At 56.6% G+C, this 13,729-nt stretch carries 11 protein-coding genes; 3 read left to right on the plus strand and 8 right to left on the minus strand.

Annotated elements, in window-relative coordinates:
• Positions 1 to 52 precede the first annotated feature (52 nt).
• Positions 53 to 1,102, minus strand: a complete 1,050-nt coding sequence (locus tag PG871_RS17450; protein WP_270731667.1) for a TAXI family TRAP transporter solute-binding subunit — start codon at positions 1,100 to 1,102, stop codon at positions 53 to 55.
• Positions 1,103 to 1,122: 20 nt separating this feature from the next.
• Complete coding sequence (locus PG871_RS17455) at positions 1,123 to 2,742, minus strand: alkaline phosphatase family protein (protein WP_270731669.1); 1,620 nt, start codon at positions 2,740 to 2,742, stop codon at positions 1,123 to 1,125.
• A gap of 165 nt (positions 2,743 to 2,907) precedes the next feature.
• On the opposite strand from PG871_RS17455, the gene PG871_RS17460 reads away from it, so the two are divergent.
• Positions 2,908 to 3,831, plus strand: a complete 924-nt coding sequence (locus PG871_RS17460) for a LysR family transcriptional regulator (RefSeq protein WP_270731671.1) — start codon at positions 2,908 to 2,910, stop codon at positions 3,829 to 3,831.
• A gap of 382 nt (positions 3,832 to 4,213) precedes the next feature.
• Here the strand turns inward: PG871_RS17460 and PG871_RS17465 are convergent, their stop codons facing one another.
• The gene (locus tag PG871_RS17465) at positions 4,214 to 6,496 is read right to left on the minus strand and encodes an adenosylcobalamin-dependent ribonucleoside-diphosphate reductase (RefSeq protein WP_270731672.1); all 2,283 of its coding nucleotides are present in this window, start codon (positions 6,494 to 6,496) and stop codon (positions 4,214 to 4,216) included.
• A 189-nt stretch (positions 6,497 to 6,685) separates the two neighbouring features.
• Between PG871_RS17465 and PG871_RS17470 the strand changes: the two genes are divergently transcribed.
• Together PG871_RS17470 and PG871_RS17475 are read left to right on the plus strand one after the other, a co-directional pair.
• A complete protein-coding gene (locus PG871_RS17470; protein ID WP_270731676.1) occupies positions 6,686 to 7,117 on the plus strand; it encodes a DUF1489 family protein in 432 nt (143 codons plus the stop codon).
• Positions 7,118 to 7,207: 90 nt separating this feature from the next.
• The gene (locus tag PG871_RS17475; protein WP_270731678.1) at positions 7,208 to 7,663 is read left to right on the plus strand and encodes a cupin domain-containing protein; all 456 of its coding nucleotides are present in this window, start codon (positions 7,208 to 7,210) and stop codon (positions 7,661 to 7,663) included.
• 74 nt (positions 7,664 to 7,737) lie between these two features.
• Here PG871_RS17475 and hisG read toward each other — a convergent pair whose 3' ends face one another.
• From hisG to PG871_RS17500, 5 genes are all read right to left on the minus strand, one after another.
• Positions 7,738 to 8,436 (minus strand): ATP phosphoribosyltransferase, encoded by a 699-nt coding sequence (gene hisG / locus PG871_RS17480; protein ID WP_270731680.1) that lies wholly within the window; start codon positions 8,434 to 8,436, stop codon positions 7,738 to 7,740.
• A complete protein-coding gene (locus tag PG871_RS17485; protein ID WP_270731682.1) occupies positions 8,433 to 9,518 on the minus strand; it encodes an ATP phosphoribosyltransferase regulatory subunit in 1,086 nt (361 codons plus the stop codon). The genes hisG and PG871_RS17485 overlap by 4 nt, the downstream gene beginning before the upstream one ends.
• Positions 9,518 to 11,020 (minus strand): histidine--tRNA ligase, encoded by a 1,503-nt coding sequence (hisS, locus tag PG871_RS17490; RefSeq protein WP_270731683.1) that lies wholly within the window; start codon positions 11,018 to 11,020, stop codon positions 9,518 to 9,520. The genes PG871_RS17485 and hisS overlap by 1 nt, the downstream gene beginning before the upstream one ends.
• Before the next feature lie 159 nt (positions 11,021 to 11,179).
• Complete coding sequence (locus PG871_RS17495) at positions 11,180 to 12,862, minus strand: flotillin family protein (protein ID WP_270731684.1); 1,683 nt, start codon at positions 12,860 to 12,862, stop codon at positions 11,180 to 11,182.
• Between the two features lie 45 nt (positions 12,863 to 12,907).
• Positions 12,908 to 13,603: a YqiJ family protein gene (locus tag PG871_RS17500; protein WP_270731686.1), complete on the minus strand. Its 696-nt coding sequence runs from the start codon at positions 13,601 to 13,603 to the stop codon at positions 12,908 to 12,910.
• Positions 13,604 to 13,729 lie beyond the last annotated feature (126 nt).

The raw sequence follows: 13,729 nt of genomic DNA on the forward strand, positions 1-13,729 counted from the left end.
GATTTTTTGTGGGAGACCAGAAAATTCCGGTCTCCTCACTTCGTTTCGCAGTCTAAGGTTTGGCGCAATCCGGCAGAGTATACCCTGCCTCTTCCCATGCCCGCACAGCGCCGGGGTGGTATTTGATCGGCATCGGACCACAAAGACCTGTCTTCTCCTGATCGGTTTCGCCGAGCCACGCGTTGGGCATCATCGGTGCCTTTGCTTCAAGCGAAGCAATGCCTTCGATGAATGTCTTGGTCAGCGCGTAAGCGATCTCTTCACTCATCGAAACATTCACAACTTCGCCCGCCAATGCGCCAAAGCCGCGGAATTTTCCGTCTTCCGTCTCCACGCGCGTATTTGGACCGAACATTTCGTCATACACATCTACGACAACGCCGGTGGAGCCTGGAGCGTTGGCAAATTTTTGCGCGCCGTCGCTTTCAAACACTTCCTTGGGAAACGAATACACGACAATCTTGCCTGACGCGCTCGCTTGGGTCATGCGGCCATCGGGAAAGTTCAATGGCAAGATATTCGCGTCGGCTGAACCATCAACAATCGTCTTAACCGCTTGCCCCCAATTCACTTGAACGCCGGTGTATCCGTCCCCATCGTCAAGCCCGGTTGCAAGTTTCGCCATTCCGCGCGCGGTGTTGAGCGCCGCGCCGCGAGGTGGGCCGTTGTAGATCGTGGCACCTTCAAATGCATCCCATCCGCCGAAACTTTTGCTTTCATACGCATTCAACGCATAGATCGATAGCCGATAGGTAAACAAAACGGCGAGGTCTTCAGCAAGTTCCGCGCCTTTTTCCTTACCCAAGCTGGCATATGGACCAGCACCTTTGGAAAGAAGGAATGGAAGCAAAAACGGGGCCGACCCAATATCGGTCTTGCCCTCTGCAACGTTCTGCACGGTATTGGTCAGCGTCTGACCTGGCGCGACCTGAATGTTGGCAACACCGGCACTGGAAGATAGTTCCGCCAAACCAAGTACGACCGTCCCGGCCACCGAAACCGGTGCGGCTGTTTCAGCCGTTAGGTTCGTCTGCGCGTTTGCTGTTCCTGAAAGCAACATTGCCGCCAAAAGCCCTGTGCTCAAGTATTTGAAATTGTACATATTTCCCTCCCATTTTTCCCTTAGAACTGAACATGGCTTGGCATACTCAGTCCGTCGTCCTCTAGTTCTTTCCTGTCTTTATACCCTATGAGAATTCCCGGCGGTTCGCGTGCGTCTGCCATGGCTTCGACAGCCTCGGCAGTTCGCGTGATCCGGTTGTGATGGCGACGCGCCCATTCAAAGTGCAACGCGCCCAACCGTTCGATCTGGCTGGCATAGGCCGGATCGTTTCCCAGATCGCTCAACTCATCCGGATCGCTTTGCAGATCAAAAAGCATCGGGCGCATGGTTTCGGCGTGCACGTATTTCCAGCGTCCGTCATAGACCATGGTCAGCCTTGCATCACTCTGGTCCACTCCGATGGCCTTGCGACTTTCGCGCGTAGAATAGTCGTATTCAGAAACGCAGAAATCGCGCCAATTGCTGTCTGAGCCGTGCAAAAGCGGTTGCAGTGACCGGCCTTCAATGATGTGTGGTTTGGGTTTTCCCCCAAAAAATTCAAGGAACGTAGGCGCAAGATCGATGCCTTCGACCAATTGGTTGGTAACCGTGCCGCGTGTCGCGTCGGCGTCTTTTCGCGGGTCAAAAACAATCAGCGGAATACGGGCTGAGCAATCAAAGAAAAGATCCTTTTCGCCGATCCAGTGGTCGCCCATGTTGTCACCATGATCGGAGCAGAAAACGATCATGGTGTCTTCCATGCGCCCACTTTCCTTGAGATAGGCAAACAGCCGGCCCAGCTGGTCGTCCAACTCTTTGATCAGGCCCATGTATACCGGCGCCACCAAATCCCGCACCTCGCTGCGCGAGAAACTCTTGCTCACGCGCATATCCATCCACGCCTGCATTAGCGGGTGGTCAGTCTGGCGTTCCATATTGCCCCTATTGACGGGAGGCAGATCATCCGATGAGTACATATCGTTGTAGGGCGCAGGAGCCAGATAGGGCCAGTGTGGCTTGATATAACTCAGATGACACAGCCAGGGCTCGTCGCCTTGTTGCTCGATGAACTCGATTCCTCGTGTGGTCAGCCAAGCAGTTTCAGAATGCTCTTTCGCCACGCGCGCAGGCAGTGGCGCATTCTCCAAGAGCCACCCGGAAAGAAGCTCCCCCTCCGGCCCTTCAGCCGAGTTCGCCCATTCCTCCCACGGGTTGTCGCCTTCCATACCGTTCTGGCGCAGGTACTGGTCATAGTCTTCCGGCGCATGGCGACCGGGATAGTCGGTGTGATTTGTACCATCATCGCGCACAAATACGTCAAAGCCACATTCCTTGACGCGTGTGCCGATTATGCTTTCGGGTTCAATTCCGAGGCGCTGCATTCCTTCACTGTCCGGGATCATGTGCGACTTGCCGACCAAGGTTGAAGTAACCCCGATTTCGCGCAGATGATCGCCGAGTGTCGGCTCACCCGCACGCAATGGAAATCCGTTCCAAGTCGCCCCATGCGAACGCATGTAGCGACCGGTGTAAAAGCTCATCCGGCTTGGCCCACAGACTGGTGATTGCACATACGTCTGGTTGAACCGCACGCCTCGGGATGCCAGCCAGTCGAGGTTGGGTGTGTCGATGTGCTTGGCACCAAAGCAGCTCAGGTAATCCCACCGAAGCTGATCGGCCATGATCCACAGGACATTCATCTTGGCGCAAGCCTCGCTTTCCGGTTCTCAAGTTCAAATTTCGGGAAACTCATCCGATCCGCAGCGCCTAGAGCGCGGCGGTTTCCCCCTGTTCTTGACAACAAGGTCGCCCGGCATAACATATCAGTCCAATACTAATCAGATAAGGTATCATACGATTTTGATATGTTGATTGACCCTCGCCATCTGGAACAACTGGCCGTCATCGTCGAGAATGGCACCCTGCAACTGGCAGCCAAGAAAATTGGCACCTCGCAACCGGCTCTAAGTCGGATGATCCGCACGCTTGAAGCCCGGATCGGTATGCCTCTGTTTGAACGCAGCACCCGCCCGTTGACTCCCACGGATATTGGTTTCGAATTGTCGCAACAGGGGCAGGCCGTCCGCTCAGCGCGTTTGCGCGCCGCCGAGGTGATTGATCTAGGCGCCGAGGGTTTTGCTGGCGTTTTGAAAATCGGAGCCCCACCATTTTTGTGCAAAAGCCTGATGTCCGAGGCCATCGCCGGATTTCTTTCGGCGCGCTCTAACATTCGAATAGATCTGATCCCGGACTATCACGCCGGTCTGATGGAACGGATTTATCTCAACCAGATCGATGTCATTGTTGGACCCTCCAAATTCGTTGACCGAGGCGACTCTGACCTGATTGTCGACCTGCTGTTCAGTGATGCCAACGTTATTGTCGGGCGCATTGCGCATCCGGTGATCTCTCTTCCCAATCCTGTGACGGCAGACTTTGCCGAGGTGATTTGGGTTGGACATTCCGAGCGAAGCATTTTGAGAACCGACATGGAAGACGCTCTCAGACAGATGGGCGTTAAGTCCCCCCGCATCGCGTTCCAGAGCGAATCCGCCGGTGCGGTTCTAGCGCTTTTAAGAGAGACTGATTTTATGACCGTCCTTCCCAGCTATGCGCTCAGACCAGATGGCAGTGATGGGCTCTCCGTCGCAAAAATGAGCCTACCGAAAGAGACCCAAGACGTTAGCATGATCACCCTCGCCCAACGCGCCGAAACCAAGCTGGTCTCTGACTTCAAGGCACACTTGCGAGATCGGGTTTCCGCCCGCTTCGGCAACGTTTTGCTTTGATCTAAAAGGGACGGGAAAAGCTCGGGGTATTAAATACGCTGCACGATCTGTCTTCGTCCGCAGCCTGTCTTTTCTGGCAATTGCTCACACCTTGCTTCACGCCATTACTGGCTATCCAGAACATTTGAAGCGCGGTGCCTCTTGGGGAACGTTTAAAAGAAAAAACATAGCTCTTGGTGCACATGGTCCTCTGGCGCCAACCATCCCGTCGCGGCGTCTGCATTCTTCTCCGAAAACTATGTGGCGCCACAATCGAAATTGGCGGCACAAATGTGCCGCCAATTTTCAGATCCTGGGCTCCGTCTTTACGGGAATTCAAAACCCGTCTTTTGTCGCAAAACCGGACTTTCCTTGTCGGACCACACACTCCCAAGGTGGCTCATCACCCACACTTGCTGTGGCCGCAGCTGCGGCACGTCATGCAGCCTTCGACCATCTGCAATTCAAACTGACCACAGCTCGGGCAGGCCTTGCCACGCGGCGCTTCGCCCACCGCCATTGCTTCGGCTTGCGGATCCGCCTTGAGCCCCATGCCTTCGCCTTCGATGAAGCCTATCGCGATCATGTGACGTTCCAACACGCCGCCAATCGCGGCCAGAATGGATGGGATATATTTGCCTTCCATCCAAGCGCCTCCGCGCGGATCAAACACCGCCTTCAGCTCCTCAACCACAAAGGACACATCCCCGCCGCGACGGAACACCGCCGAAATCATCCGCGTCAACGCCAGCGTCCAAGCGTAGTGCTCCATGTTTTTGGAGTTGATAAACACTTCAAATGGCCGACGGTGACCGTTGATGATCACATCATTCACCGTCAGGTAAATCGCGTGCTCACTATCAGGCCATTTCAGCTTGTAGGTCGCGCCCTCAAGGCTTTGCGGACGCTCAAGCGGGTCAGACATATAAATCACTTCACCGCCGTCAGCGACGTGATCCGCGGGCTTTTCACCCGGCGCATCCTCGGAGCTTTCAGAAACGGTCAGAACCGAACCAGTCACGTCATTGGGGCGATAGGTGGTGCAGCCCTTACAGCCAGTGTCCCACGCCTGCATGTAGACGTTTTTGAACTCTTCAAAGCTGATGTCTTCGGGGCAGTTGATGGTCTTGGAGATCGAGCTGTCGATCCATTTCTGCGCCGCCGCCTGCATGCGCACGTGCGCGGCAGGCTCAAGTGTCTGCGCGTTCACGAAATAGTCGGGCAATGCCTTGTCGCCAAACTTGTCGCGCCACATTTGCACAGCGTAATCAACAACTTCCTCTTCGGTGCGGGACCCGTCTTTCTGCAGCACCTTGCGCGTATAGGCATAGGCAAACACCGGCTCGATACCGGAACTGACGTTGCCTGCATAAAGGCTGATGGTGCCGGTTGGTGCAATCGACGTCAGCAACGCGTTGCGAATGCCATGCTCGCCAATCGCCGCGCGCACATCTTCGTCCAGATCCTGCACCATGCCACCAGCAAGGTACTTATCCTTGTCAAACAGCGGGAAGGCACCCTTTTCTTTCGCCAAATCCACCGACGCCAGATAAGACGCCTGCGCAATCGCTTTCATCCAGGCCTCAGTCTGCTGCGCCGCTTCTTCGGACCCGTATTTCAGCCCGAGCATCAGCAACGCATCCGCCAGACCCGTCACGCCAAGGCCAATCCGGCGCTTGGCTTGGGCTTCTTGGGCCTGCTGTTCCAGCGGGAATTTTGATGCGTCAACGACGTTGTCCATCATCCGCACGGCTGTTGCCACAAGGTCAGACATCGCTGCTTCGTTCAGCTCTGCATTGGCTTCAAACGGATTGCTGACCAACCGCGCAAGGTTGATCGACCCCAACAAACACGCACCATATGGCGGCAAAGGTTGCTCGCCGCAGGGGTTTGTCGCGGCAATCTCTTCGACATAACTCAGATTGTTACGCTGGTTGATGCGGTCGATGAAAATCACGCCGGGCTCCGCGTAATCATATGTGCCCTGCATGATCTTGTTCCACAGATCACGCGCCTCAACCGTGTGATAAACCCGATCGCCAAAGGTCAGTTCCCAAGGACCATCGGCCTTGACCGCTTCCATAAATGCGTCCGTAACGAGAACGGACATGTTGAACATACGCAGACGTGCGGGGTCTGATTTCGCGGTGATAAAGCTTTCAATATCGGGATGGTCACAGCGCATGGTCGCCATCATCGCGCCACGACGCGAACCGGCAGACATAATGGTGCGGCACATCGCATCCCACACATCCATGAACGACAACGGACCAGAAGCATCCGCCGCCACCCCCATCACATCCGCACCACGCGGGCGAATGGTGGAAAAGTCATAACCGATCCCGCCACCCTGCTGCATCGTCAGGGCTGCCTCTTTCAACATGTCGAAAATGCCGCCCATGCTGTCCGGTACTGTGCCCATCACAAAACAGTTAAACAGTGTCACCTGACGCGCCGTGCCCGCACCCGCAGTGATGCGACCTGCTGGCAGATATTTGAAATCTTCCAGCGCGGCGTAAAACTTGTCTTCCCAAGCTTTCGGGTCTTTCTCGACTTTCGCCAGATCCCGCGCGATCCTGCGCCAACTGTCTTCCACAGTGATGTCGATCGGAGCACCATCCGCCTCTTTGAAACGATACTTCATGTCCCAGATTTGCTCGGCGATGGGGGCAGCGAAACGACTCATTATAGATTCCCTGTAGGTTCTGCGCGTTATCTTGAAGAGGCCCCAATCTATAATGGATCACACGCGCGGCACAACTGTGAACGCAAGGGAAAGCGTAAAGAAATTCACAATTTCAACACAACAGGTTGCGGCTCGACCCTCATAACATACAATATCATGCGTATCTTGGGACGAATCTGTGGGCAACCTGTGGATAACTATATCAACCTCGTAAAACTGAGCGTTGGCACCGAAAGTGTCGACAGCCTGATCGCATGGCAGGAGATGCGGCGCGCCCAAATGCCAGACTCACTGCCACGGCATGTGACTCGGATGTGGCCCAAGCGTGAGACCGAGATTCTGGCGGGCGGCTCAATTTTTTGGGTGATCAAAGGGGTTATCCAATGTCGACAACGGATTATGCGTCTGGACGAAGTGCATGGCGAGGACGGCATACGCCGCTGTGCAATTGTTCTGGACCCGGAAATTCACCGCACGGCCAACGCCACCAAACGCGCCTTTCAAGGGTGGCGGTATCTCAAACCTGAAGACGCACCCGCAGATCTTCCGAAGTCGCGCGCCAACGACGACACCCTGCCCGACGACCTCAACCGCGCACTGGCGGACATCGGCGTGCTATAGCCGCAAATTTGCACAGATGCCTCTATCGATGTCGGTATTTATGCAAATTCACACACCCGTCATCGTGCCTCCAACACAAGGAGACACGCCATGCCCACCACTCACACCGCTTACGCCACCGCCGAAACACTGGATTTTCCCGGCGCGATTACCTTGCGTATTTTGCTAACCGGAGACGACACCGACGGTGCACAGGAGATCTTTGAGGACATCGTGCATCCCGGCATCGGTCCCGGCCGCCACATTCATCACGATCAGGACGAGACCTTCTTTTTTCTCGAAGGTGACTTTGTTGTCGAAATCGACAGGGTATTGCACGAAATGTCCCCCGGCGACGTTGCCTTTATCCCGCGCGGCACGGTGCATGCGTTTAAAAATGTCGGCGCAACCAAAGGCCGCCTGCGGTATGTCTTCACCCCCGCATTGAAAATGGAAACCATGTTCCGCGCCTTTCATGCCGCCGCGCAAACCGGCGCAATCACCCAAGACGTGATGGCACAAATTGCGCAGGACAACGGTCAGGAATTTGTCGGCCCGCCGCTATAGGCCAGCAAAAAAAGAAAGGCGCGACCCGCATGGGCCGCGCCTCTTTCCAATCCAACTCTGGCTCGCGTAAAAGGTCAGTCGCCCAATTGCAACGTCGCCATCAATGCCGCCATAGCAGCGCGGTCTTCGTCCGACATCTCGGCCACGCGACTGCGGAACAACGTCGCCTGCGACTGCAACACCATGGCATCGCTCAAAATTTTCAGGTGGTTGGCCCGCAGCGTGTCACCCGTTGACGTGATATCGGCAATCGCTTCAGCCGTCAGGTTCTTCACGGTACCTTCGGTTGCACCCTGACTGTCCACCAACTGATAGTCGGCCACACCCGCATCCATCAGGTATTCCCGCACCAGCCGGTGATACTTCGTTGCGATCCGCATCCGAAATCCATGCCGCGCACGGAAATCAGCCGCTGCCGCGTCCAGATCATCCAGCGTTTCCACGTCGACCCAGCACCCCGGCACAGCAATGATCAAGTCCGCCTGACCAAAGCCAAGCTCCGCCAGTTCCTGAACCTGCTGCTCCCATTGGCCCAGCTTTTCGCGGATCAAATCCGTGCCTGTCACACCCAGATGGATGCGCCCGGCCGCCAGTTCCCGCGGGATCTCACCCGCACTCAACAGAACAAGCTCCACACCGTCGACGCCGTCAACTGCGCCAGCATATTCCCGATCCGACCCCGTCCGGCTCAGGCTCACACCACGCGCGCCAAACCAGTCGAACGTCTTCTCCATCAACCGCCCTTTGGACGGCACGCCTAGCTTGATGCTCATGCCTTGTCCTCCAGATCGACCAGAATTCCGGGGCGAACGACACCGCCGACCGCCGGAATTTCCCGCCCTTGCCCAAGCACTTGGGTCAGCGCGTCATACCGCCCGCCAGTGGCCACCGGCGGCAGGTCCGCGCGCCCTTCGGCATAAAAGCCGAACACAAAGCCGTCATAATACTCCATCGACGTCCGCCCATAAGACGCCTCGAAATCGAGGTTCTCGACATCCACGCCGCGGGCATCCATCGCCGCAATCCGATCGCGCAAACGAAACGACGCCTCCGAGATCGCAGGCATATCCACTGCCAAATCACGAATGTGCTCCAGCGCATTGGGCAGCGTTTCGCGCACATTCAACAGCGCTTCGATCAGCTCGACCTGCATCGCGGAAATCGCTGGCATCTCGGAGTCTTCACGCAGCCAGTCGATCCGAGCCGCCACATCGTCCTGCGTCCGCAAACCTATGTCCGGAAACCCGTGCTCCAGCGGATATTCTGCCGCCAACAATTTCACACGGCTGGCTGGCATTTCTGTGCGACCGGCAAACCGGTCCAACAGTGCTTTGAACCGCCGTGGCCGCCAGATGTGACGCGCCAGCGCCTTTTTGCGCCGCTCGGTGGTTTCCAAACCCGCCACAGCCGCTGCCAGAATGCCAATGTCACCGGTCGCAGCCCGCACAGGCACATCGCCCAGCGCGGCTTGGACCACCGCAAACACTTCGGCATCACTTGCCGCCGGATTTTCGCGGTCAAAGACCTCATAGCCGACCTGCAGGTATTCATTGGCCCGCGCGGCATCATCTTCCTGACGCCGAAACACTTCGCCTGCATAGGTATAACGTGCTGGCTCCGCACCATGCGCCATGTGCATCTGCACCACTGGCACCGTGAAATCCGGCCGCAGCATCTGCTCACCGCGTAAGGCATCGCTGGTCACATAGGCCCGTCCGCGAACGTCCTCGCCATAAAGGTCCAACATGACCTCTGCTGGCAACAGAACCGGCGTCTCCACCGGCACCGCACCCGCCGCCTGAAACTGCGCGCTCAGCTCAGCTGCCCGCGCCTTGATCACTGCTTTCTGGCTCATCAGTCGGCCTGCCCGTCGTTTTGGCTGGCAATGATTTCACGCACCTTCGCAACCAGATCACCGCGACCAATTTCAAACTGGCTCGGGCGTTCTTTCCACTCTTCATGGGTGGCGCTCTCGGCGATTTTCGCGCCCAAAATCAGATCTTTGACCTGCACGACACCGCGATCTTTCTCGTCGCCGCCTTCGATCACAGCTACAGGAGAGTTGCGCTTGTCCGCATATTTTAGCTGATTGCCAAAGTTCTTGGGATTGCCCAGATACATCTCCGCACGAATGCCCGCGTTGCGCAGCTCAGTAACCATCGCCTGATAATCCGCCATCCGGTCGCGATCCATCACAGTCACCACGACAGGACCTGTCGCCAGGCCGCCCATGCGTCCCTTTTCGCGCAGTGCCGCCAACAAACGGTCCACGCCAATCGACACACCGGTTGCTGGTACCGATTGACCGGTGAAACGCTTCACCAGATCATCGTAACGTCCGCCGCCCGACACAGACCCGAACTGCCGTTTTCGGCCTTTCTCATCCAGAATTTCAAACGTCAGTTCCGCCTCAAACACCGGCCCGGTGTAGTATCCCAACCCACGCACAATCGACGGATCAATCTCGATCCGATCACTGCCATAGCCGCCGGCGGCCAACAGATCACCGATCTGTTCCAACTCACCAATGCCCTCGGCACCCACAGCCGACGCACCAACCGCGCCGCGCAGGTTCTCAAACGTCTTGGCCACGTCGTCGGCTTTGGACGTCAAAAACGCGATGACCGGCTCAACCTGATCGTCTGACAGGCCCACGCCGTCAATATAGGCACCCGAGGCATCAAGCCGCCCCTTGCCAAGGAGTTCACGCACACCGCGCTCGCCAACTTTGTCGAACTTGTCGATGGTGCGCAGCACGTTGTCTTTCGCGGCCTGATCTTCACCAAGCCCCATGACTTCCAACACGCCATTCATAACTTTGCGGTTGTTGACGCGTACCAGATAATCACCGCGCGGAATGCCAACGGTCTCCAGCGTATCGCTGAGCATTGCACAAATTTCCGCATCGGCCGCCATGCTGGCTGTACCCACAGTGTCCGCATCACATTGATAAAACTGACGATACCGACCGGGGCCGGGCTTTTCATTGCGCCAAACCGGCCCCATCGCATAGCGGCGATAGGGGTTGGGCAACTCATTGCGGTGCTGCGCATAGACCCGCGCCAAAGGTGCGGTCAGATCATAGCGCAGCGCCATCCATTCGCCGTTGTCTTTCTCATCAAATTCCTGCCATGCAAACACGCCCTCATTGGGCCGATCCACATCCGGCAAAAACTTTCCAAGCGCTTCGACGGTCTCGACCGCGCTGCTCTCAAGGGCCTCAAAACCATAGCGATGATAAACCCCGGCGATCTGATGCAGCATTTCGGTGCGCTCTGACACTTCGACGCCGAAATAGTCGCGAAACCCCTTGGGCGTGATCGCCTTGGGGCGGGGGGCTTTCTTCTGCTTGGCCATGGGTATGGTCCCTGAGTGAAATTACATCGCTTGAGCCTTTATCGAATGGCTCGCAGAGGGGCAAGGAAAGGCTTTGTAACAGAAGACCTGCCCAATGCAGCAGGCCAAGAAAAAAGCCCCCGCAAATGCGGGAGCTTTCAAGCACTTTATCAAGACACCTTACTGCAGCGCGCCTTCTTCGACAGGTGCAGCCTCGGCTTGCTCAACCACAGGCACCGCTTCGGCCTCCGCCGGTTTTGCGATCAAGCTGTCGGTCACACCGGCCACGCCGTTCTCAAGGCTGATGCCAAGCTCCTTGCCCAGCGCCTGCATCGCGGGCATCTGCAATGCCATGCCAAGGACCGAATCCAGCGCCTGATTGACCGGCGTTCCGCTTTCGCCAGTGCCACCGGTTGCGCCGCCATTCATCCCCGTCACCTGATGGATCTTGATGCTGTCGATCTTCTCGGCCGGTTTCACCATCTGCTCCACGATCTGTGGCATTGCTTCCAGCATCGCCAGACGCAGCTTCATCTCGATGATGTCACGGCTCAGCTCGTTTTCCGAGTTCGCAATCGCGGTCTGACCTTCCGCTGTCGCCAGCAAATCGGCCTTTTTCGCATCCGCGCGCACTTTCAACGCATCCGCATCCGCCTGCGCTTCTTCCATCCGCGCTGCCGCACGGTCGCTCGCCGCGTCTTTTTCGGCTTCAGCTGCCAGTCGGATCGCAGTCGCCTGACGCTCCGCTTCTTTCTGTGCCTCAATCAACGCGATCTGCTTCTGACGTTCAGCCTCAGCCACTGCACGCGCGGTTTCAATCGCCTCGCTGGCTTTCTTGGCCTCGGCCCGCGCCGCATCTGCAGACGCCCGCGCCTGGCTTTCCTCCTCGGATTTGCGCGCCACGATGATCTGACGCTCCTGATCCGCAACCTCAAGCTCCCGCTCTTTGGCGATCTCGCTTTCGCGAATGGTGCGCTCGCGCTCAATTTCCGAGGCCCGCACAGCACGTTCCCGTTCAATCCGCGCCTGTTCTTTGGCTTTGTCCGCCTCTTCCTGCTTCTGTGCGATCTCGGCTTCTTGGGCCGCCTGCATCATCTGGATTTCGCGCACCTGATTGATCGAGGCTTCTTTCTGCTCGCGGTCAATCTCGTACTTGCGCTTTTCGGCTTCCATCTCAGACCGTGCCACCGACACATCCGCCTCGGCGGTGATCTCTGCACGTTCTTTGCGCGATGTCGCAATCACAGCAGCCAGCTTTTGCATACCAATGGCGTTAAACGCGTTGTTTTCATCCAGACTGTCAAACGGTGTCTGGTCCAGCGCAGTCAGCGACACAGCTTCCAGCTCAAGACCGTTTTTCAACAGATCCTCGGAAATCGCATTCTGCACTTCCTGAACAAAGCTCGCGCGGTTCTCGTGCAGCTCATCCATGGTCATCTGCGCGGCCACGGCCCGCAAACCATCAACAAGCTTGCCTTCGATCATCTCGCGAAGCTGATCCACGTTAAACGTGCGATCGCCAAGGGTTTGGGCAGCCCGCGAAATGCCGTCTTCTGTGGCATTCACCGAGACATAAAACTCGACGCCCACGTCAACACGCATACGGTCTTTGGTGATCAGCGACTGCTCGTTCACCCGCGCCACTTCAAGGCGCAGGGTTTTCATGTTCACTTTAGCGACTTCGTGCAGGAACGGCACCACAATCGTGCCCCCGTCCATGACCACTTTGCGTCCACCCGATCCGGTTTTCACAAGGGATGTTTCGCGGGTCGCACGTTTGTATAGGCGCGCCATGATCATGCCGATGAACAGCAGCAAAACAACGATCATGACGGCAACAGTAAGAATAGGTGTAAAAAGCATTAGAACTCCTCAATCCTTGATAATTTTTTGATTTCTCGCGCAGGTTCAGATCACAAAGAACTGATCGCCACGCTTACGAATGACGGTGACGTCCTGTCCTTGTTCAAAGACGGCGTCATCCTCCAGTGGTTCCACGCGCAGGTAATGCGTGTTGCCAAAGCGGTCCTTGATTTTGACCTCGGCCGGCTTGCCGCGCGACGCACGTCCTTGCGTGATCGTGCCGCTATAGCCGCCAAGATGGCGCGACCGCAGCGCCGTGGTTTCGGTCTTGGGCATCAACAGCGCCACCCAATTGGAAATGAAGCGTGTCACCGCAAGCGCCGGGACAAAGACCAGAGCGGACGCGACAAGCGCAGGCACTGCTTTGCCGACTACTGAGGTCAGTCCGGCCTGCAACAACAGCCCCATGAGGCCGAACATCGTCAGGAAGGACACAAACCAGATCAGGAACGGCACACCGCGCACGCCCAACCAACCCAGCAATCCCGCCGGAGAGTCCGGCGTGTCGGCCATGTCAGGGCCATCCATATCGAGTTCCGCTGCGTCAAGGTCGATGTCCAACCCCGTCGACAGATCAAAGTCCGCATCAACGTCCAGATCCACTTCCGCGCCTTCAGCGCCAGCCCCCAAAACGGAAAACCCCAGAACCGAGCTGAGAATTTCCAGCAAAAACAGGACCGCCACCACCGTCAGCGCAATGGAAAACGGCAGAGATTGTGGTTCAAGAAACGTTTCAAACATCTACATCCCTCATCAATAAATTCCCCTTTTTTTGTTTTAGTTGAACTATATATGTGCAACCATAAAGTGAATTTCAAGTTATCAATGTGTAATTTGCAAAAGTTTTACATACATACTATGCTGCTT

Origin of the sequence: Shimia sp. Alg240-R146, assembly GCF_947331465.1 — a bacterium.
GTDB lineage: Bacteria > Pseudomonadota > Alphaproteobacteria > Rhodobacterales > Rhodobacteraceae > Shimia.